The sequence below is a fragment of the Rhodococcus sp. NPDC060084 genome, assembly GCF_042730335.1.
Classification (GTDB): Bacteria; Actinomycetota; Actinomycetes; order Mycobacteriales; family Mycobacteriaceae; genus Rhodococcus.
This window is the reverse complement of sequence record NZ_JBHWWX010000014.1, coordinates 55,459-74,326: the sequence shown is the minus strand read 5'-3', so window position 1 is coordinate 74,326 and position 18,868 is coordinate 55,459. Positions and strand designations below refer to the sequence as shown.

The following is an 18,868-nucleotide window of genomic DNA, read 5'->3' as shown; positions in this document are numbered from 1 at the left end:
GGCCTCGCGCTCAGCTCACGGCTGCGGGACGACGGGCAGCCATTGCTTCGCAGATGAGCGCCTTGACCGCGCGTTTCATCACTTCGACGGCGTCGGGCACGGGTAGACGCAGCACGTCGCGGAGCGAAACCCACATCGGCCACGTCGTGCTGATCGCGATCGAACTCTCGATCTGGCAGCGCACTTCGCTTCCCACACCGTCGAGTTCCCGCGCGAACAACACTTGCGCTTCGAACGCCGCCCGCTCGAAGTAGCGCAGACGATTGTGCTGGAGTTCCCGCGAGAACGGCGCCCGAATCTCCGACGATCGGGCGAACGGCGCAATGAATTCGAGCAGTTCGGCCCGCTGGCGGCAATACGCATCGATCCGCTCGGAGAGTGGCAACGACGGATCCACGGGCTCGTACGCGTCGTCCTGGCGCCGTAAGAGTTCGGCGCCGGTCGCCTCGAACAGCTTCTCGAGATCTCCGAAATGACCCCACAGGGACCGCAACGACACACCTGCGCGCGCCGCGATCTGCGCTCCTGTGGGTTTGAGTTCACCGGCACGGATCAACGCAATATGCGCGTCGATCACGGCCTGCCGCGTGCGTTCGGCACGCGCCGACCGCCCGTCGACATGGCCTGGTGGCCTGATTCCGGTGTCCATATCGTACGCGTACATCGCTCCCCCGATTTCCGCTCGATAACTATGTACCGGCCACTCCCCTCGTCGGTGGCCGGATTGTTGTAGTGCCGAGAATAGACGACACGCCGGGCGAATTTGAGAATGCCCGACGTGTCGTTATCGAAACCAGCGAAATTACCTGGACAGCAATCCCTTCGCGATGTGCGTCACCTGAATCTCGTTGCTCCCCGCGTAGATCATCAGTGATTTCGCATCGCGGGCGAGCTGCTCCACGCGGTACTCGGCCATATAGCCGTTTCCGCCGAACAACTGCACCGCCTCCATCGCGACATCGGTCGCGGCGCGCGACGAGTAGAGCTTCATCGCCGATGCCTCGGACAGGCTCACAGGCTTCCCGGCCTCTGCGCGTTCGATGGCACTGAACACCATGTTCTGCACGTTCACCCGCGCGATCTCCATCTCCGCGAGCTTGAGCTGGATCAGCTGGAACCGGCCGATTTCGCTGCCCCAGAGCTTGCGCGACTTGGAGTACTCGACACACAGCTTCAGGCACTGCTCGATGATGCCCAGCGACAGGTACGCGATCCCGATGCGTTCTGCCGCGAACGATTCCTTCGCGCTGTCCTTGCCGTCGCTCTTGCCGCTGTCCTCGGTCTCCCCGAGGAGTCGGTCCCGGGTGATGCGCACATTGTCGAAGAACAATTCGCCGGTGGGCGAGGAGTTCATGCCCATCTTCTTGAACGGCGGGCTCTGGGTGAGCCCCTCCATTCCCTTGTCGAGCACGAACGCGAGCACTTTGCGATCGCGCCGGTCGACGGAGGGGTTTCCTTCGTCGAGCTTCGCGTAGACGATGATGACGTCGGCGTACGGCCCGTTGGTGATGAACGTCTTCTGTCCGTTGAGGATGTAGTCGTCACCGTCCCGGCGGACCGTGGTCTTCATTCCGCCGAAGGCGTCCGAGCCGGAATCGGGTTCGGTGATCGCCCACGCGCCGACCTTCTCGAAGGTCACGAGTTCGGGCAGCCACCGCTTCTTCTGTGCGAGCGTTCCGCGGCTGCGAATCGTACCGGCGGTAAGACCCAGGCTGACACCGAGAGACGCCACGAGACCGAGACTGACCCCCGCGATCTCGATGTTGAGCAATGCCGCCATTCCGGGAGAACCGCCCATGCCGCCCGATCCGGACGACTTCTCACCCGATTCTTCCTTCGCGAGTGCCCGTTCGAGCGATTCCCGAGCCATCTCGTCGATGCCGAACGTCGAGTACAACTTGCGAATGATGTCGTAGGGCGGCAACTCACCCGACTCGAGCCTGTCGACATGCGGACGGAGTTCCTTCTCGATGAATCCGCGCAGTGCATCGCGGAACATGAGGTCTGTATCTGACCACTCGTACATCTCCGAAATATAGAACACGTTCCGGTTTCTGTATATGCTCCGCATCGTCGGCAGCCTCTCCGAAACCCACCCGGACGGCGGGTAGCCGGGGTTACTGTTTCGTCCCGAACACGCTGCCGGGGAGGTCTCGAAGTGGATGTCGTGGCACTTCACATGAGCGACGGATTGATCGATCCGCGCGCCTCCGTCTTGTTCTATGTCGTGGCAGCGATCGGTGTGTGCCTTGCCGCCTGGTGCGCACGCAGCGATCTCCACGTGCGGACAGTGCCCTTCGCCGCGCTGGTCACGGCGCTGATCTTCGCTCTGCACACGGTTGCCGTCCCGATCCTGCCCGGCGTGAGCGGGTACGTCGTCGGGGCGGCGATCGCCGCCATCCTGCTCGGCCCCTTCGTCGGCGCCCTGAGTATGGCCATCGTGCTCACCGTGCAGGCGTTCGTCTTCGCGGACGGTGGGCTTTCCGCACTCGGTGCGAACGTCACCAACATGGCGCTCGCCGCGGTCGCCGCCGGATTCGTGGTCGCGGTGGCCGCGCGGGCACTTCTTGTGCGTCGCGAGGTTCGCTCGCCGCTCCTGACGCCGGCGCTCGTGTCCCTCGCCGCAGGATTCGTCTCCGTGTTCGCCGCGACCGCAAGTTTCGTCGTCGAATACGCGCTGGGAGGAGCCACCGCCACGCCCGTGGAGAACGTGGCGTACCTGTTCGCGGTGCACATCCCGGTCGCGCTCGTCGACGGGTTGGTGACTGCCCTCGTGGTCGTCGCCGTGACCCTGGTCCACCCGGCGTCCGTCTTCCTGTTGCGAGACCAGTCCCTAGCGGCCCGCCCCGCCGCACATCCGCGCGGGGTGTTGCTCGCCGGGCTGGCATTCGCAGCACTGGTGATCGCGGGCCTCGTCTCCCCGCTCGGTGCGTCCGGGCCCGATGCACTGGAAGCGGCGACTCTGCGGGGGTGCACACGGGGCCCGGACACCGATACCGGCGAATGCATGGCACGCCGGGTCGAAGAACACCGCTTCGCCGGGAGTGCGCTCGCCGGGTACACGGTCGGCGATCGGCCCGGATCCGCCGGCGTCGCGGCACTGATCGGGACTCTGGGCACCTTCGTCGTCGCGGGTGTCTGTTTCCGGGTCCTCGCGCCGCGGGAGGAAAAGCGCACCATGGCAAGTGCTGCGTGAGCGACTGCCCCTACCCGGGTTCCGGGGTCAGCACGAACACGGGCAGCGTCCGGTCGGTCCGGCGCGCGTACAGGTCGTAGTTGGGCCACGTCTTCAGCAACTCGGGCCACAACCGTTCGCGCTCTTCACCTTCGGCGACCCGCACCGACACCGGAGTCCGGTGACCCTCGAACAGCACGACCGCCTCGTCTGCCTCGCTCAGATTCAGCGCCCAGACCGGAGGCTTGGGGTGGCCCCAGTTCGAGCCGACGACGAGCCAGCCGCCGTCGTGCGGCACGCACAGCAGCGGAGTGGTGTGTGGCTCACCGGTTTTCCGTCCCCGCACCGTCAGCGCCAGCGACGGCAAGTCCGCGATCTTCAGGAGCGTGAACTTTCCACGGGTGACGCGCTGAATCGTCTTGTCCACGGCAATGATCGGGCGTGAGTAGTTCGGGAGCCAGGGCAGCGCACCGATCCGGATGGCGACCGGACGGAAGGGATTCACGGCGCTACCCTTCCCAGCCGGCCAGCACGGTACGTGCGGCGGTGACGACGGCCAGTGGCTGATCGATCATGGGATGGTGGCCCGCCGCAGGAAGTTCGACCATGAGAGTGTCCGGGCCGAGTTGCCGGCGGATCTTCGCAGCGAGCGCGTCGTCGACGATGCCGTGCTCGCTCCGGAAATAGGCCAGCCGCGATCGGGGCGTCATGTTCTCGAGGCTGCCGCGTCCCTCGCGACCCATCCGGAGATTGTCGAACTTCCACGACCACCCGCCTTCGACCTGCTTCAAGGATTCGCGAGCGATGTGTTCCAGGACGAAAGGCTCGGCTGTGTCCTGCGGTGGGACGAGGCGGAACCGCGCCACCGCCGCCTCCACCGACGGATACACCTTCGGCGGACCGGCATTCGCGGCGATCTTGGCTCGCATCTCGAGTTCTTCGGGAGTCATGTCGCGGATCGGGGAATCGAGGATGATCACACCCCCGAGCCGGTCGCCGTGGAAATGCGCGGTCGCGAAGGACACGATCCCGCCCATGCTGTGCCCGAGCAGCACCGGGCGTCCGGTTATCCCCCCTGCTGCCGCTGCGGCAAGCACCTCTGCGGACCACGCCTCCAGAGAGTAGTGCTCACGGTGGGTGCTGTCCCCGTGTCCGCTGAGATCGAGCGCGACCACTCGGCGTCCCCGGGCCAGTTGCGGTCCGATGTGGTCCCACCAGCCGGAATGCGCCATGCCGCCGTGCACGAGCACCACACCGGGGCCCCCCGCTTCACCCCACGCGCGATAGGCGATGGTCGCACCGTCGACATCGACGGTGCCCTTGTCGACGGGTGTCGCGAGAGCGTCGACAAACCAACCGGGAGCAGCTTCGTTATCGATCATCGTCCGAACTTATGCGAGATGTGACGCCGGTGAGCATTCGGGCCAGCATTTCGATTCGCGGATCCTCCAGTTCGGGCTGGGGATGCACGATCGACGACACCGCCTCGCCGTCGAACATGTGCACGAGCGAGAACAGGACCAGATCGAACTGCGCAGGCGGCAACCGATCTGCGACCGGCAGCGACCTGCCGAAGTCGGCGATCTGCGCGTGGTAGCGGGCGGCCATCGGAGAGAGGTGATCACGCAGTGCCGGATCGGTGCGGGCCGCGCCGAGAAGTTCGTACCACGCGGAATTCATCGGCGCCCGGCATGCGCGGCGCAACAACAGCAGGCAGGTACGCACCACGTCGACGGTGGTATCGGCACCGCTGCGTTCCTCGAGGCGGCCGAGCACCGCGAGTCCCGCCCGGAAGTTCACGAACTGGCGTTCGCTCACCTCTTCGGCAGCCGCGACCATCAGGTCGAGGCGCGTGGGGAAGTGCCGGAAAACCCCGCCCGACGACACTCCCGAACGACGGCACACCTCCCCGATGGTCGTGGAGGTGTAACCGCGTTCGGCGAGTGAGGCGATCGTCGCGTCGAGGATCCGGCCGATCGTTTCCTCGCGTCGTTCCTTCTGGGTGCGCCGGGGCAGACGCTCACCGTGCAGGACGGGCACTCCTACCCCACCGACGCCTCCGTCGTCCGTACCGGTGCGGGACCGCGCTCCTCCACACCCGCCTTCAGGAAGCGGCCGGTGCCGACGGTGCGCCCGTATCCGTCCACGAACTGCCCGTCACGGAAGACGACCTTGCCCGCCACAGCGGTCGCGGTGACCGCCCGGTCGTTGCGGTTGACCATCCGCCGCAGTCCGCCGAATTGTTCCAGCGGCGCTTCGTGATACCGGTCCGTGTCCTCGTCGAGGCCGGCGGGATCGATGACGACGAAGTCGGCACGGTCGCCGATCCGCAGATGTCCGGCGTCGATCCCGTAGAAGTCCGCGAGTTCTCCGGTGAGCTTGTGGACAGCGGTGTGCAAGGGCAACACCGGCTTTCCGCGTTGCTCACCTTCGTGGATTCGTCGCAGCAGGCAGATGCCGAAGTTGTAGAACGCCATGTTGCGCAGGTGTGCACCGGCGTCGGAGAAACCGAGGGTGATGCCTTCCGTCCGGATGAGCCGGTCGGCCACCGCGGGTCGATCGTTGGCGATCACGGTGTGCCAGCGGAATTCCCGGCCGTATTCCACGACGAGGTCGAGGAACGTGTCCACCGGGTGGAGCTTCCGTTCCCGCGCGACGTCACCGATGGACCGGCCGACGAGCGACTCGTCGGGGCATTCCACGATGCGGGTGTCGTCGAAGTCCCGGTGCCAGACCCTCGGCGAGAACTTCTTCTCGAAATCACGACGGAACCAGCGGCGATAGGCCTCGTCGCGCAGCAGGTCGTTGCGCCCCATCTCCTCCTGGAGATGCAGTGCCGCCCGCCCCGAACCGAACTCCTCGAATACGACGAGATCGATCCCGTCGGAATAGACCTCGAAGGTCGTCGGCAGGTGCTGCCAGCGGAACGCGCCCTTACCGATCTTGTTGGCCGCGTACGCGATCGGGCCGAAGATTCGATTGACCCACCGCTCCGCCTTGGTGTCGGCCGCTGCGAGGACGGAGGTCTTCATCGGCTTGCGCCCGAGTCCGGTGCTCGCCGCCGCGAAGAACGCCACGTCGTACTTCGTGTTGAGATTGGGGACGGCCTGCAGCACACGTCCACGCCTGCGCAGGATCCTGTGCAGGCGACGGAATTCCGACCACGAGGCATGCGTCGAGGGCAATGTGCGGGAGCGGTAGCGGTCGCCGTCCATCTTGTCCCACGGATTCGTCATCGTGGAGACGCCGAGGAAACCCGCGTCCAGAGCCTCCGATACCCGCGCGTCGATCGCGGCGAGTTCGTCGCGGGTCGGCCGATTGGCACCGTCCGTCGAACGCCCCAGACCCATCACCGAGGCACGGATGTCCGAGTGTCCGACGAATGCGGTGATGTTGGGGCCGAGCGGCAGTTCGTTGAGGGTATCGATGTACTCACGCGGCGAGTTCCACGTCTTGGAGCGCTCGAGTGCCGCGAGCACGTGTTCGCGGGGCAGCGCCTCCACGCGGCTGAACAGGTCGGCGGCGTCGACGGGCGGAACGTACACCGTGGAGATCGAGCAGTTTCCCATCAGCACCGTGGTGACGCCGTGTCGCACCGACTCGGGCAGACCCGGGCCGACGAGCACCTCGGCGTCGTAGTGCGTGTGCGTGTCGACGAAGCCCGGCATGACCCAGCGGCCGGCCGCCTCGACCACCTCGGTGCCGGCCCCGACGGGCAGGTCGTCCGACGTCACCGCAGCGACGACACCATCTCGGATACCGAGGTTGCGGACGGCTCCGGGCGAACCCGTTCCGTCGAACCACAGGCCGCCGCGCACGACGACATCGAAATCCTCGTTCTTGTGATCCACACCACTCATGCGGCCGAGTGTAACCCCAAATAGAGGTTGCGCACTCTCCAAATCCCGATGTGCTCCCCCGGGACCCCACTCACCCCCGATAGGCTGCGGAAATGACCTCGTTCCCCGACCTCGACGCGACTCCGGTTCTCGTCGTCGATACCGATGTCCTCGACCGCAACGTCACGCGGATGGCGCAGTCGGCCGACGCGCGCGGGCTTCACCTGCGACCGCACGTCAAGACACACAAGTGCGTCGAGATCGCTCGGCGTCAGCTCGCCGCGGGTGCCTGTGGGCTGACGGTGGCGACGGTGTCCGAGGCCGAGGTATTCGCGGACGCGGGTGCCGACGACCTCTTCGTGGCGTACCCCTTGTGGGTGGACGCCGCCCGCGGCGCGCGGCTTCGGGCACTCGCCGCACGCGTCCGGCTCACGGTCGGGGTCGAGTCCACCGCCGGCGTCCGGGCACTCGCGGCGCATGCCGGCACCGGCGTCGGCGTGCTCGTCGAGATCGACAGCGGGCATCACCGCACCGGAGTTCCTCCCGAGCGGGCCGGCGCCGTCGCCGCGTCCGCCCGCGACGAAGGCCTCGAGGTACACGGCGTCTTCACCTTTCCCGGTCACTCGTATGGTCCGGGCGTTCCGCCGGTGGCCGCCGCCGAAGAATCGGTTGCGCTCGCGGCCGCGGCCGCCTCGCTGCGCGCAGTGGGCATCGAACCGGCGGTGATCAGCGGCGGCTCCTCACCCACGGTGATGATCGAGGCCCCGACCGAAGCCACGGAATTGCGGCCGGGCGTATACGTCTTCGGCGATGCGCAGCAACTCGAACTCGAGGCGATCACCGAGCAAGACCTCGCGCTCACCGCGCTCGCGACGGTGGTCTCGGCACGCGGCGATGTCGTGGTCCTCGACGCCGGGAGCAAGATTCTCGGTGCCGACCGGGCGTCGTGGGCAACCGGATACGGCCGTATTCTGGGGACGCCCGATGCCCGGATCGTCGCGCTGTCCGAACACCACGCCACCGTGCAGTGGCCGGGTCACACCTCCCCGCCCGCGCTCGGTGAGCGGGTGCGAGTGGTGCCGAACCACGCATGCAACGCCGTGAACCTGGTCGACGAGTTGGTGGCGGTCTCCGGCGACGCGGTGGTCGGCAGGTGGCCGGTCGCAGCGCGGGGATGCACCACCTGACCCGTCCGCCGTTCACCGTTACGCTCCGTGGATGCCACCACTGAATCCCGACTTGAGCGGACGGGTCTTCCCTGCGACGTCGTATCTCGTCGGACGCGAGAAAACCCGCGAGTTCGCTCGTGCCGTGCGATCGAAGAACCCGATCCACCACGATGTCGATGCCGCTCGTGCCGCAGGTTTCGCGGACGTCGTCGCACCGACCACCTTCACCACCGTCGTCCAGAGCCCGGCGGTTGTGCAACTTCTGGAAACTCCGGGCACCGGCCTCGAGCTACATCGGACGGTGCACGGCTCGGAGAAGATCGAGTATCACCGCCCGATCGTCGCCGGCGACGAGCTGGCCACCACACTCACCATCACCGACGTCACCGAACGCGCCGGCAGTTCCATCCTCGCCACGGTGTGCGAGATCCGGGATACCGCCGGGGATCCGGTCGCCACGATCACATCGACACTGCTGCACCGGGGAGACGACGCATGACGCGGAGCACGGCACCACGTTTCGACGATCTCGAACTCGGGGCGATCGTCGCGAAGTCGGACCTGAAGGTGACTCGGGCGGATCTGGTTCGCTACGCGGGCGCGTCGGGCGACTTCAACCCGATCCACTTCGACGACGCGGTCGCCGCCGGGGAAGGCCTGCCCGGCGTGCTGTGCCAGGGAATGCTGACAGCGGCACTGGGACTGCAGGCCGTCGTCGACTGGGCCGGGGATCCGACCTCGGTGATCTCGTACGAAGCGCGCTTCACGCGGCCGGTCGTCGTCGACCCGCTGGACGGGGCCGACCTGTCGATCTCCGCGAAGGTCGCCCGCCTCGACGACGTGGAGCGTGTGGCACGCGTCGACATCACCGTGTCGGCAGCGGGCCGGACGGTCCTCGGGAAGACGCAAGCCCGCATCCGTTTCTCGTCCTGACCCGGCAGAATCGCGCGCGCCGCGAGAGGATGTACGACGTGACCAGAACTCTCCTGGCTCGGCTCGCCGTCACCGCTGTGGCGGTGCCCCTCGTGGCGTGCGCGTCGCCGTCCACTCCCGCGATCGACGAGGAACCCACCCGGGCGAGCACCGCCACGGCCGAGTCGCCGGCACCCGACGCGGGCGACCCGCGTGTCACCGGAACCGTCGCATCCGGGCTCGAGACTCCGTGGGGGATCGCGTTCCTGCCCGGCGGTTCCGCGCTGGTGACCGAACGGGACTCGGGGCGGGTACTCGATATCGCCCCCGACGGCACCGTCCGCGAGGTGGGCCGCATCGGCGATGTGGTCGCGCAGGGTGAATCGGGGTTGCTCGGCATCGCGGTCTCCCCAACCTTCGACGCCGACGGCCTCGTCTTCCTGTACGCGACGACCGGCGCGGACAACCGCATCCTGCGCGCCGTCTACGACGGCACGGCCCTGTCGGAACCGTCCGTGATCGTCGACGGCATTCCCGCGGCCCGGATCCACGACGGCGGACGGCTGGTCTTCGGTCCGGACGGCATGTTGTACGCCGCGACGGGTGAAGCCGGTGACGCCGAACTCGCTCAGGACCCCGCGTCGCTCGGCGGCAAGATCCTCAGGATCACGCCGGACGGCGCGCCCGCTCCGGGCAACCCCGATCCCGCATCGCCGGTCTATTCGCTCGGCCACCGCAACGTGCAAGGACTCGCGTTCGACGGACCGGGCCGCCTGTGGGCGTCGGAGTTCGGCCAGAACGACGTCGACGAGCTGAATCTCGTCACGCCCGGAGCGAACTACGGCTGGCCCGACGTGGAAGGGACCGGCGGCGCTCCGGAGTTCGTCGACCCCGTCACGACCTGGCCGGTATCCGACGCCTCCCCGTCCGGGCTCACCTTCGCCGACGACCGGCTCTGGATGGCAGCCCTCCGCGGAGAAAGACTGTGGAGCATCACGATCCGGCCGGACGACACGGTGGACGCGCGGGAATTCTTCGTCGGCGAGTACGGACGGCTCAGGACCGTCGCCGCCGCGCCGGACGGTTCGCTGTGGTTGACCACCTCGAACCGCGACGGCCGCGGGCAGCCCGGCGACGACGACGATCGCATCCTGCGCGTCGAAATATCCTGAGACGGATCAGGGAACGAGTACGACGACCGTTTCGGCGACCAGCGCCGGCTTGGTTCCGCCCTCGACCTCGACGGTGTAGTTCACCACCAGATTCGCGCCTTTCGCGGTGCGTTCGAGCGACGTGAACTCGGCGCCGGCACGAATCCTCGAACCGACGGGCACCGGAGCGGGGAAACGCACCTTGTTCGCGCCGTAATTGATCTTCATCGTCACGCCGTCGAGTGAGAAGATCTTCGCGCCGAGGACCGGCAGCAGCGACAAGGTCAGATACCCGTGTGCGATCGTCGTGCCGTACGGGCCGTTCTTCGCCTTGTCCGGATCGACGTGGATCCACTGGTGATCACCGGTGGCGTCGGCGAACAGGTTCACGCGCTCCTGGGTGATCTCCATCCACTCACTGTGGCCGAGGTCCTCCCCGACCGCCTTCTCGACCTCATCGATTCCGTGGAAAACTCGCATTTGTGCTCCTGTTCGGGTAGTTGTGGCGGTCAATGCCCGGTCCGCCTGAGGGTGACGCGATACGTGTAGTGCTCCGGCAGAAAGTAACTCACCGACAGCTCCGCCGGTAGTCCCTCGGCGTTCGAGTACAGGCGGTCCACTCTCAGCAGCGGATGCCCTACCGCACAGTTCAACTCGGCCGCGACCTGCTCGGATGCCGATGCCACGGTGATCGACTGTGCGGCTTCGACGATCGGGCTGTCGAGATGAGGCTCGAGCAGGCCGATCACGGTGTTACGGCTCGACGCGCCCGCCCGCAACGCCGGTGCGTCCAGCACGTGCGCCGCGATCTCGTCGGGGAGATGAATGGTGGTGAGCACGAAAGGGGTGGCCCCGTGCACCCGCCGGAGCACGACCGAGTAGAGCAGATCGGTGTCGAGCCGCAACCGGCTCGCCGCATCGATGTCGACTCCCCTGTGTAGCGGGGTGACGATCTCCATGACGGTGTCGGCGGACAACGCGAGGAGGTCCTCGATCGACCCGAGTTGCCGCCGGTAACGCCTGCCCGACTCGTCCGCGAACGTGCCACGCCCCGGGACGCGGTAGACGATGCCGTCCGCCACGAGATCCTGGAACGCACGCCGAACCGTCTGCCTGCTCACCCGGTGCTGCTCGGCCAATTCGGCTTCGGTAGGCAGGCGCGTCCCGTTGCTGTACCGGCCGGCTTCCACCTCGTCCCGTAGCCGACGGGCGAGCTGCGCGTAGGCCGGTTCCGTCCCTCGTGCTCTGCCGTCCATGACCGCCGATCCCGGTGGTACCGGTCAGATTCCGCCGCGGGCCACGAGTTGGCTCGCGATCACGTTGCGCTGGATCTCGTTGGTCCCCTCACCGACGATCATCAGGGGTGCGTCACGGAAGTAGCGTTCGACGTCGTACTCGGTCGAGTACCCGTAACCCCCGTGGATGCGCACCGCGTTCAGGGCGATCTCCATCGCAATCTCCGAGCAGTACAGCTTCGCCATGCCTGCTTCCATGTCGCATCGTTCGCCGCTGTCGTACTTTTCCGCCGCATAGCGGGTGAGTTGCCGAGCTGCGGTCAGTTTGGTGGCCATGTCGGCGAGGTAGTTGCCGATCGACTGGTGTTTCCAGATGGGCACCCCGAAGCTCTCGCGATGTTGCGCATAGGCCAGCGAATCCTCGAGTGCCGCGGCCGCAACACCGAGCGCGCGGGAGGCGACCTGCAGACGGCCGGTCTCGAGGCCCTTCATCATGTGTCCGAAACCTTTGCCCGGGTCGCCTCCGAGGATCGCCTCGGCCGGAATCCGGTAGTTGTCGAAGCTCAGTTCGCACGACTCGACGCCCTTGTAGCCGAGTTTCGGCAGATCCCGTGAGACCGTCAGGCCGGGGCCGTGTTCGACGAGAACGACGGAGATGCCCTTGTGCCGCGGGGTGGCCTGCGGATCGGTCTTGCACAACAGCGCGATCAGCCCCGCACGTCGCGCATTGGTGATCCAGGTCTTCGCGCCGTTGATCACCAGATCGTCGCCGTCGCGCTTCGCGGTGGTCGTCATCGCCTGGAGGTCGGAGCCACCGCCCGGTTCGGTGAGCGCCATCGTCGCGCGGATCTCTCCGGTGGCAAGCTTGGGCAGGTACCTGCGCTTCTGCTCCTCGGTGCCGTACAGCGCAAGCAGTTTCGCCACGACCGTGTGGCCGCCCATCGCGCCCGCAAGACTCATCCAGCCGCGCGAGAGTTCCTCGGTCACCTGCACGTAGCAGGGCATCGACACCGGGGATCCGCCGTACTCCTCGGGTACCGCGAGGCCGTAGATGCCGATCTGCTTCATCTGCTCGATCCAGCGTTCCGGGTACTCGTTGGCGTGCTCGACTTCCTGCACGGTGGGCTTGACCTCGCGGTCGACGAAGTCGCGGACCGTCTCGATCAGAAAAGTCTCTTCGTCGTTCAGAGTGCTCACGCGGATCCTTCGATCGGTGCCGGGTGGCGACCCGACCAAACTTTGTACGGCCATTTTGTTGACCACGCGTAGCCGTGTCAATGCCTGCCCCTTCGAATCCGCCCGAAATTCCAGAGTTTTCAGCAATACGTGTGGCTGCATCTGCCTATAACTCTGGCGCAGCACCCCACAATGGCCGTACATTCACCGCGTTCCCCGCTGTCCCGAAATCCACGAGGTTCTCCGTGACGTCCGAGCCACACTCTTCCGGCGGCGAGCAGCGCCCGTCGCACCCTGTCGAAAGCCGGAGCCTGACATGACCACGAATCCCGTTTCTGTCGGCGGCCCATATTTCGACGAACTCACCGTCGGCCGCGTCTTCGACACCGCACCCGCAGTCACCCTCACCGACGGACTCGCGGCGACCCACCAAGCGATCCTCGGCGACCGGTTCCGTCTTCCCCTCGACCGGCACCTCTCGACCGCGGTCGCGGGCGGCGCTCTCGCACACGCCGGTTTCGTCACCGACATCGCGATCGGCCAGTCGACGCTGGTGACGCACCACGTCAAGGCCAACCTGTTCTACCGAGGATTGCGTTTCCACCGATTCCCCTTCATCGGCGACACGCTCTACACGACCACCGAAGTAGTGGGCCTGAAAGAGAATTCGGCGAAGCCGGGTCGTCGACCCACCGGCCTGGCGGCGCTGCGCGTGAACACCGTGGACCAGGACGGCAGGACAGTGCTCGATTTCTACCGATGTGCGATGCTGCCGTTGAGCGAGACTCCAGATCCCGGCCGGATCGTCCACGCGGAAGACCTGTCCGTAATCGGACCTCGGGACCAGCCGATCTGGTCCTCACCCGGCAACTGGGACCTCGATCTGTATCGGAGTCGAGTTCCCGGAACCCATTTCGATCCCGCGCTCGCCGGCGCCGTGCTGCGATCGAGTGGAGACGTCGTGTCCGGTGCACCCGAACTCGCGCGCCTGAGCCTGAATATCGCTGCGACACACCATGACGAGCGTGTCGGGTCGGCGGGGCGACTGGTGTACGGCGGGCACACGATCGGGATCGCACTGTCCCAGGCGACGCGTGCACTGCCGAATATGGTGACCGTGCTCGGGTGGCGGTCGTGCGACCACACCGGTCCCGTGCACGAGGGCGACACCCTCACCAGCGACCTGCACGTCGAGTCCGCCGAACCGCTCCCACAGGGCGGAGGTGTGCTCGCACTGCGGTCTCTCGTGTACGCACAACGTGCGACCACCGAGCCGGCGCCCGTCCTGGATTGGCGTTTCACCGTCCTTATGGCCTGACCGGTCACGGAGGGGTCAGTCGGCGCGGATCTCGTCGATCAAGCCCCACGCCAACGCGCGATCCGCGTCCAGCGGCAGCGCCGTGACGAACAGATGCATCGCGCGCCACCGCCCGATGCGACGGGGAATGCTCACCGTGCCGCCTGCTCCAGGGATCAGCCCCATCGACACTTCGGGAAGCCGGAACACCGTCGCCGGATGGGCCACCACTCTGCCCGCGAACGCCGGAATCTCGATGCCGGCACCGACGCAGTGACCGTGCAGACGCACCTCGATCCGGTCTGCGAGCTGCGCGACGACTCGTCCCGCGCCCCCGCGGGTACGGATCAGGTGCGCGGTCGCCGCGTCAGGGGTGCGCCCGAACTCGTCGAGGTCTCCGCCCGCGCAGAACGACGGTCCCGCGCCGTCGAGGACGACACGCTCGATGCTCTCGTCCATCAGCGGCAACCGGAGCGCGTCGACCAATGCGTCGCGCAACTGCGTCCCGTACGCGTTGCGCCGTTCCGGGCGATTGAGCGTCACGTGCAGCGTCACGCCGTCGCGCACGAGGAGCACGGGATCCCCGGACGCGGGCGGGGGCAGCGGGCGGAGTCCCCGGTCGTCGAGCCACCGGGCGAACTCGGGTCCGCTCTGCAGCGTGGAATATCCCAGTGACTCGACATCGAGCGCGCCGGATACCGCAAGGGTGTCGGCGGTGCGCAACACCTGCCGCAACACCAGCGCCGCGAGCGGATTGTCTGTCACGGCGTCGAGCACGGTTGCGGCGCTCGCGCCGGGATCGGGCGTGCCGACCACCGTCGTCGTGACCGGATCGGGGCCGGTGGCATATGTGAGGTCGAGCGCGCCGAGCAATGGGGACAAGGCGCCGGAATCGAGCGGCACCGTCGCCCGGCCGACCAGCAGTCGATCGGACATCGCGGCCCGGTGAGCCGCCCGCTCGAGCACCGACGCGGGGACATCGTCGAGGTCGACGATCAGCATCGGACGGTCGGCCGCGCCCCCGTCCGCGAAGAAAGGCTCGTCGGCTGCCCCGTCCGCGAGATCGGCAACGGAAATCGTGACGGCTGTCGTCGGGTCCATATGTTGTGCCTTCACGCTCGACTCCGGCCCCCTCGCGTTGGAATGTAGCATCACGCTCATGTCCTCCTCTTCCGCCGGCGACCCGGTCAGGGACTGGGCGGAGAGCGGAATTGCTTCTCTCACGGGGAGAGTCGACGGCCCTCCTTTGATCCCACCGGGCCGGGCGGCAACCACGGCGAGGGAACTGACGGCACGGATCGCGTCCGCGACCGCCGGTTCGGTACAACTCGACGGCGCCCACCTGCTGTCCGAGCGTGCCGCATTCACCGGCGCCCGCAGGGCCGGCGCCACGTCGGTGGGCGGCGCGTGCCGACTGTTGCCCACCGCAGACGGGTGGGCAGCGGTGTCGTGCGCACGTCCCGGCGACCCCCTGCTCCTGGGCGCCCTCGTCGGCGCCGACGTGGCCGACGACCCGTGGCCCGCCGTCACGGCCTGGGTCGCCGGCCACACCGGCGCCGAACTCGCCGACCGCGCGGAACTGCTCGGCATCGCCGCCGGACCGGTGACGCCGCCCACCGGTACGCCGCCCGTACCACTGGAACCACGGCAGGTCGACGGACTGCTCGTCGTCGATTTCAGCGCTCTGTGGGCCGGTCCGCTGTGCGCTCACGTGCTGGGACTGGCGGGGGCGCGCGTCGTGAAGGTCGAGACGCCCGACCGGCCCGACGGAGCACGACGCGGCAACTCCGAGTTCTATCGCTTGCTGCACGGCGGCCACGAGTCGGTGGTGCTGGACCCGTCCGACGACCGGCAACGCCGGGAACTGGCCGCCCTGGTCGATGCTGCGGACATCGTCGTCGAGGCGTCGCGTCCCCGCGCCCTCGCCGGTTTCGGGCTCGACGCCGAAACAGTGGTGGCGCGCGGCGGCACGTGGGTGTCGATCACCGCGCACGGTCGCGGGTCGATGCGCGTCGGCTTCGGTGACGATGTCGCCGGAAGCGCCGGATTGCTCGCCCACGACGCGCACGGTCCGGTCTTCGTGGGCGATGCGCTGGCCGATCCCCTCACCGGCCTGACCGCCGCAACCCTTGCACTGTCGGCCCCCGCAGACGGGTCCGGTGTGCTGTGGGACGTGTCGATGTCGGCCGTCGTCGCGGCGACTCTGAACGCATCGCATTCTCCTGCACCGCAGGCATATCGGCGCGGCGGCCGGTGGTGGGTGGACACGGGTCCGGCCCCCGTGGAGATCGTCCCGCCGCGCCCACGCGAACCGCACGGGGAAGCCGCTCGCTCGGGACGGGACACCGCACAGCTACTGGGCGAACTGGGGATCCGGCGATGACGCCGCTGATGCTGCGCGATGTCGAACTCGGCGGCGTTCCCGGTTCGGCAGTGGTGATCCGGGACGGGGTGATCGCCGAGGTGGGGGTCGGACTCGAACCGACCGGGAACATCGACGTGATCGACGGCGCCGGCGGAGCACTCGTACCGGGCCTGCACGACCACCACATCCACCTGCACGCAACGGCTGCCGAACGGTCGTCGGTGCGCTGCGGACCCCCGCATGTTCGTACCCCCGACGACCTCGCACGAGTGCTGCGGACGGCACCGGGTGACTCGGTCCGTGGAGTCGGATACTTCGAATCCGTAGCGGGGGAGCTCGATTCCGAGGCTCTCGACCGGATGCACGCGCGGCGCCCTGTGCGGGTGCAGCATCGCAGCGGCGCGCTCTGGGTCCTGAACTCCGCGGCCGCGGCGCTCGCCGGACTCGACGCCGCCGACCATCCCGGCGTCGAACGGTACGGCGACGGGCGCCCGACGGGACGCGTGTGGCGGGCCGATACGTGGCTACGCGACCGGTTGCCGCCGACCGCGCCGCCCCCGCTCGACGCGATCGGCGCTCAGCTCGCGGCGTACGGGATCACCGGTCTCACCGACGCGACACCGGACCTGTCACCGAGTTCGCTCGCGGCTCTGGTGGACGCGCACGGAGGCGGTGCGCTCCCCCAGCGCCTGCATCTTCTCGGTGCACCGGCCGGATTCGTCTCCCCCAGCGGCACTCTGAGCTCCGGTCCCTACAAGATCGTGCTCGCCGACTCCGGGCTCCCCGACCTCGACGTGCTCGCCGAGACGATCCGGGACGTGCACGCCGCCGGGCGCGCGGTCGCGGTGCACTGTGTGAGCAGAGAAGCGTTCGCAATCCTGCTCGCCGCCTTCGCCGAGGTGGGTGCCCGTCCCGGCGACCGGATCGAGCACGGTGCTCTCATACCCCCCGAATCGATCGACGATCTGCGCCGGCTCGGCCTGCGGGTCGTGTCGCAGCCCGGGTTCCTCTCCGATCGTGGCGACAGCTACCTGCGCGACGTGGATCCCCGGGACCGCGGCGACCTGTATCGATGCCGCAGCCTGCTCGACGGGGGCGTACCTCTCGCGCTGTCGAGCGACGCCCCGTACGGGCCGCTCGACCCGTGGGCCATCATCGCAGCCGCCACGACACGGACGACGGAGTCGGGTGCGGTCCTCGGCCACTCCGAGATTCTCGATCCTTCCCAGGCGCTCGCCGGGTTCCTCTCGGCCGCAGACGATCCGGGCGGGAAGCCGAGGACGATCCGGGTCGGGCAACCCGGAGATCTGGTGCTCCTCCACGCTCCTCTCGCCGACGTTCTCGCAGCGCCGTCGTCATCAGCGGTGCGCACCACCGTCATCGGCGGCCGTGTCGTGCACGGATGATGCCGGAAGGCGCGGGGAGTCGTCAGGTCGTCAGGACACGGTCCAGGTGTGGGGACCGTCGAGGAGTTGCTGGAGGTCTGCCGGCGCTTCGGCTTTCGCCCGCGCCACCTGGTCGCGCGCACCGTCGTCGTATGCCGGCCGCTGTCCTGCTCGCACGATTCCGGTGACCGTGTACTCGAGGTTCTGGTCCGACAGTCGCGACAGGGCGTAGGCGTACTCGAGGTCCTCGGTGTGCGCATCGTGGACCACGATGTCGCCGGGGTCCACGTCGGCGCGCTGCGCCACCCGCAGACCGAAACCGCGGCGCACGACGCACAGTTCGTCGTCGGTTCCGAAGATGATCGGCTCGCCGTGCCGCACGTGGATCAACCGGGAGCCGGCGCCGTCCTTCCGGAGCACGTCGAACGAACCGTCGTTGAAGATCGGGCAGTCCTGCAAAATCTCGACGAACGCCGCGCCGCGGTGATGCGCCGCGGCGCGCAGCACCTCCGTCAATCCCTCCCGGTCCGAATCCAGCGCGCGGGCAACGAAACTCGCGTCCGCTCCGAGTGCCAGCGACATCGTGTTGAACGGGGCGTCGACCGAGCCCATCGGTGTGGACTTGGTGACCTTGCCGACCTCGGAGGTCGGTGAGTACTGCCCCTTGGTCAGTCCGTAGATCCTGTTGTTGAACAACAGGATCCGCATGTTCACATTGCGGCGTAGCGCGTGGATCAGGTGGTTGCCGCCGATCGACAGCGCGTCGCCGTCACCGGTGACCACCCACACCGACAGGTCGGGCCGGGTGACGGCCAGTCCGGTGGCCAGTGTCGGCGCGCGGCCGTGGATGGAATGCACGCCGTAGGTGTCGAGGTAGTACGGGAACCTCGACGAACATCCGATACCCGACACGAAGACGATGTTCTCCCTCGCGAGCCCCAACTGCGGCAGCATGCTGCGCACGGTCGCGAGGATGACGTAGTCGCCGCATCCGGGACACCACCGGACCTCCTGGTCGGTGGTGAAGTCCTTCGCCTTCTGTGGCACGTCGGTGCGGGGTACATGGGCGAGGCCACTGAGACCCAGATCCCTGCCGACCGCGCCGGTCTCGTGGGCCGTGCCGTTGTGCATCGTTCCCGTCATCTGTCGGATCTCCGATCTTCG

19 protein-coding genes are annotated in these 18,868 nt (G+C 67.6%); 8 read left to right on the top strand and 11 right to left on the bottom strand.

Annotated elements, in window-relative coordinates; all coding sequences use genetic code 11:
• Nucleotides 1-10: 10 nt before the first annotated feature.
• Nucleotides 11-664 carry a TetR family transcriptional regulator gene (locus tag ACFWBU_RS10530; protein ID WP_240952511.1) on the bottom strand — a complete coding sequence of 218 codons (654 nt, stop codon included), beginning with the start codon at nt 662-664 and terminating at the stop codon, nt 11-13.
• A 138-nt stretch (nt 665-802) separates the two neighbouring features.
• Nucleotides 803-2,026 (bottom strand): acyl-CoA dehydrogenase family protein, encoded by a 1,224-nt coding sequence (locus tag ACFWBU_RS10525; RefSeq protein ID WP_378528203.1) that lies wholly within the window; start codon nt 2,024-2,026, stop codon nt 803-805.
• A 153-nt stretch (nt 2,027-2,179) separates the two neighbouring features.
• Between ACFWBU_RS10525 and ACFWBU_RS10520 the strand changes: the two genes are divergently transcribed.
• Nucleotides 2,180-3,196, top strand: coding sequence for an energy-coupling factor ABC transporter permease (locus ACFWBU_RS10520; RefSeq protein ID WP_378528202.1), 1,017 nt, complete (start codon nt 2,180-2,182; stop codon nt 3,194-3,196).
• 10 nt (nt 3,197-3,206) lie between these two features.
• Here ACFWBU_RS10520 and ACFWBU_RS10515 read toward each other — a convergent pair whose 3' ends face one another.
• From ACFWBU_RS10515 to ACFWBU_RS10500, 4 genes are read right to left on the bottom strand one after another with little or no spacing between them, the layout of a single operon-like run.
• Nucleotides 3,207-3,680: a nitroreductase family deazaflavin-dependent oxidoreductase gene (locus tag ACFWBU_RS10515; RefSeq protein WP_169622114.1), complete on the bottom strand. Its 474-nt coding sequence runs from the start codon at nt 3,678-3,680 to the stop codon at nt 3,207-3,209.
• 4 nt (nt 3,681-3,684) lie between these two features.
• Nucleotides 3,685-4,557, bottom strand: a complete 873-nt coding sequence (locus tag ACFWBU_RS10510) for an alpha/beta fold hydrolase (RefSeq protein WP_378528201.1) — start codon at nt 4,555-4,557, stop codon at nt 3,685-3,687.
• Entirely contained in the window at nt 4,547-5,215 is a 669-nt protein-coding gene (locus tag ACFWBU_RS10505; RefSeq protein ID WP_296550731.1) for a TetR/AcrR family transcriptional regulator, read from the bottom strand. The genes ACFWBU_RS10510 and ACFWBU_RS10505 overlap by 11 nt, the downstream gene beginning before the upstream one ends.
• A 2-nt stretch (nt 5,216-5,217) precedes the next feature.
• Entirely contained in the window at nt 5,218-7,035 is a 1,818-nt protein-coding gene (locus ACFWBU_RS10500) for an amidohydrolase family protein (RefSeq protein WP_169622112.1), read from the bottom strand.
• A 92-nt stretch (nt 7,036-7,127) separates the two neighbouring features.
• Between ACFWBU_RS10500 and ACFWBU_RS10495 the strand changes: the two genes are divergently transcribed.
• From ACFWBU_RS10495 to ACFWBU_RS10480, 4 genes are read left to right on the top strand one after another with little or no spacing between them, the layout of a single operon-like run.
• Nucleotides 7,128-8,201, top strand: a complete 1,074-nt coding sequence (locus tag ACFWBU_RS10495; RefSeq protein WP_169622111.1) for an alanine racemase — start codon at nt 7,128-7,130, stop codon at nt 8,199-8,201.
• A 31-nt stretch (nt 8,202-8,232) separates the two neighbouring features.
• Nucleotides 8,233-8,682, top strand: coding sequence for a MaoC family dehydratase N-terminal domain-containing protein (locus ACFWBU_RS10490; RefSeq protein ID WP_169622110.1), 450 nt, complete (start codon nt 8,233-8,235; stop codon nt 8,680-8,682).
• Nucleotides 8,679-9,116 (top strand): MaoC/PaaZ C-terminal domain-containing protein, encoded by a 438-nt coding sequence (locus ACFWBU_RS10485; RefSeq protein WP_169651492.1) that lies wholly within the window; start codon nt 8,679-8,681, stop codon nt 9,114-9,116. The genes ACFWBU_RS10490 and ACFWBU_RS10485 overlap by 4 nt, the downstream gene beginning before the upstream one ends.
• 38 nt (nt 9,117-9,154) lie before the next feature.
• Nucleotides 9,155-10,267 (top strand): PQQ-dependent sugar dehydrogenase, encoded by a 1,113-nt coding sequence (locus tag ACFWBU_RS10480; RefSeq protein ID WP_378528200.1) that lies wholly within the window; start codon nt 9,155-9,157, stop codon nt 10,265-10,267.
• Between the two features lie 6 nt (nt 10,268-10,273).
• Here the strand turns inward: ACFWBU_RS10480 and ACFWBU_RS10475 are convergent, their stop codons facing one another.
• The 3 genes from ACFWBU_RS10475 to ACFWBU_RS10465 are packed head-to-tail and all read right to left on the bottom strand — an operon-like array spanning nt 10,274 to nt 12,678.
• Nucleotides 10,274-10,726 (bottom strand): MaoC family dehydratase, encoded by a 453-nt coding sequence (locus ACFWBU_RS10475; protein WP_296550728.1) that lies wholly within the window; start codon nt 10,724-10,726, stop codon nt 10,274-10,276.
• Between the two features lie 29 nt (nt 10,727-10,755).
• Nucleotides 10,756-11,502, bottom strand: a complete 747-nt coding sequence (locus ACFWBU_RS10470; RefSeq protein WP_378528199.1) for a GntR family transcriptional regulator — start codon at nt 11,500-11,502, stop codon at nt 10,756-10,758.
• Nucleotides 11,503-11,526: 24 nt separating this feature from the next.
• Complete coding sequence (locus tag ACFWBU_RS10465; RefSeq protein WP_169622105.1) at nt 11,527-12,678, bottom strand: acyl-CoA dehydrogenase family protein; 1,152 nt, start codon at nt 12,676-12,678, stop codon at nt 11,527-11,529.
• Between the two features lie 295 nt (nt 12,679-12,973).
• On the opposite strand from ACFWBU_RS10465, the gene ACFWBU_RS10460 reads away from it, so the two are divergent.
• Complete coding sequence (locus ACFWBU_RS10460; RefSeq protein ID WP_169622104.1) at nt 12,974-13,975, top strand: MaoC family dehydratase; 1,002 nt, start codon at nt 12,974-12,976, stop codon at nt 13,973-13,975.
• Between the two features lie 15 nt (nt 13,976-13,990).
• On the opposite strand, the gene ACFWBU_RS10455 is transcribed toward ACFWBU_RS10460, so the two are convergent.
• Entirely contained in the window at nt 13,991-15,055 is a 1,065-nt protein-coding gene (locus tag ACFWBU_RS10455; RefSeq protein ID WP_169622195.1) for an enoyl-CoA hydratase/isomerase family protein, read from the bottom strand.
• 58 nt (nt 15,056-15,113) lie between these two features.
• Between ACFWBU_RS10455 and ACFWBU_RS10450 the strand changes: the two genes are divergently transcribed.
• Nucleotides 15,114-16,337, top strand: coding sequence for a CoA transferase (locus ACFWBU_RS10450; protein WP_169651497.1), 1,224 nt, complete (start codon nt 15,114-15,116; stop codon nt 16,335-16,337).
• A complete protein-coding gene (locus ACFWBU_RS10445; protein WP_378528198.1) occupies nt 16,334-17,725 on the top strand; it encodes an amidohydrolase family protein in 1,392 nt (463 codons plus the stop codon). Before ACFWBU_RS10450 ends, ACFWBU_RS10445 begins: the two co-directional genes overlap by 4 nt.
• Before the next feature lie 30 nt (nt 17,726-17,755).
• On the opposite strand, the gene ACFWBU_RS10440 is transcribed toward ACFWBU_RS10445, so the two are convergent.
• On the bottom strand, nt 17,756-18,847 hold the full coding sequence (locus tag ACFWBU_RS10440; RefSeq protein WP_378528197.1) for a 2-oxoacid:ferredoxin oxidoreductase subunit beta: 1,092 nt from the start codon (nt 18,845-18,847) through the stop codon (nt 17,756-17,758).
• Nucleotides 18,848-18,868: the final 21 nt, after the last annotated feature.

Excerpts from the sequence above, each read along its gene's own strand:
- ACFWBU_RS10460 (WP_169622104.1), top strand. The coding sequence starts at position 12,974 with ATGACCACGAATCCCGTTTCTGTCGGCGGCCCATATTTCGACGAACTC.
- ACFWBU_RS10470 (WP_378528199.1), bottom strand. The coding sequence starts at position 11,502 with ATGGACGGCAGAGCACGAGGGACGGAACCGGCCTACGCGCAGCTCGCC.
- ACFWBU_RS10485 (WP_169651492.1), top strand. The coding sequence starts at position 8,679 with ATGACGCGGAGCACGGCACCACGTTTCGACGATCTCGAACTCGGGGCG.
- ACFWBU_RS10495 (WP_169622111.1), top strand. The coding sequence starts at position 7,128 with ATGACCTCGTTCCCCGACCTCGACGCGACTCCGGTTCTCGTCGTCGAT.
- ACFWBU_RS10440 (WP_378528197.1), bottom strand. The coding sequence starts at position 18,847 with ATGACGGGAACGATGCACAACGGCACGGCCCACGAGACCGGCGCGGTC.
- ACFWBU_RS10520 (WP_378528202.1), top strand. The coding sequence starts at position 2,180 with ATGAGCGACGGATTGATCGATCCGCGCGCCTCCGTCTTGTTCTATGTC.
- ACFWBU_RS10475 (WP_296550728.1), bottom strand. The coding sequence starts at position 10,726 with ATGCGAGTTTTCCACGGAATCGATGAGGTCGAGAAGGCGGTCGGGGAG.
- ACFWBU_RS10450 (WP_169651497.1), top strand. The coding sequence starts at position 15,114 with ATGTCCTCCTCTTCCGCCGGCGACCCGGTCAGGGACTGGGCGGAGAGC.
- ACFWBU_RS10530 (WP_240952511.1), bottom strand. The coding sequence starts at position 664 with ATGTACGCGTACGATATGGACACCGGAATCAGGCCACCAGGCCATGTC.
- ACFWBU_RS10500 (WP_169622112.1), bottom strand. The coding sequence starts at position 7,035 with ATGAGTGGTGTGGATCACAAGAACGAGGATTTCGATGTCGTCGTGCGC.
- ACFWBU_RS10510 (WP_378528201.1), bottom strand. The coding sequence starts at position 4,557 with ATGATCGATAACGAAGCTGCTCCCGGTTGGTTTGTCGACGCTCTCGCG.
- ACFWBU_RS10490 (WP_169622110.1), top strand. The coding sequence starts at position 8,233 with ATGCCACCACTGAATCCCGACTTGAGCGGACGGGTCTTCCCTGCGACG.
- ACFWBU_RS10455 (WP_169622195.1), bottom strand. The coding sequence starts at position 15,055 with ATGGACCCGACGACAGCCGTCACGATTTCCGTTGCCGATCTCGCGGAC.
- ACFWBU_RS10445 (WP_378528198.1), top strand. The coding sequence starts at position 16,334 with ATGACGCCGCTGATGCTGCGCGATGTCGAACTCGGCGGCGTTCCCGGT.
- ACFWBU_RS10525 (WP_378528203.1), bottom strand. The coding sequence starts at position 2,026 with ATGTACGAGTGGTCAGATACAGACCTCATGTTCCGCGATGCACTGCGC.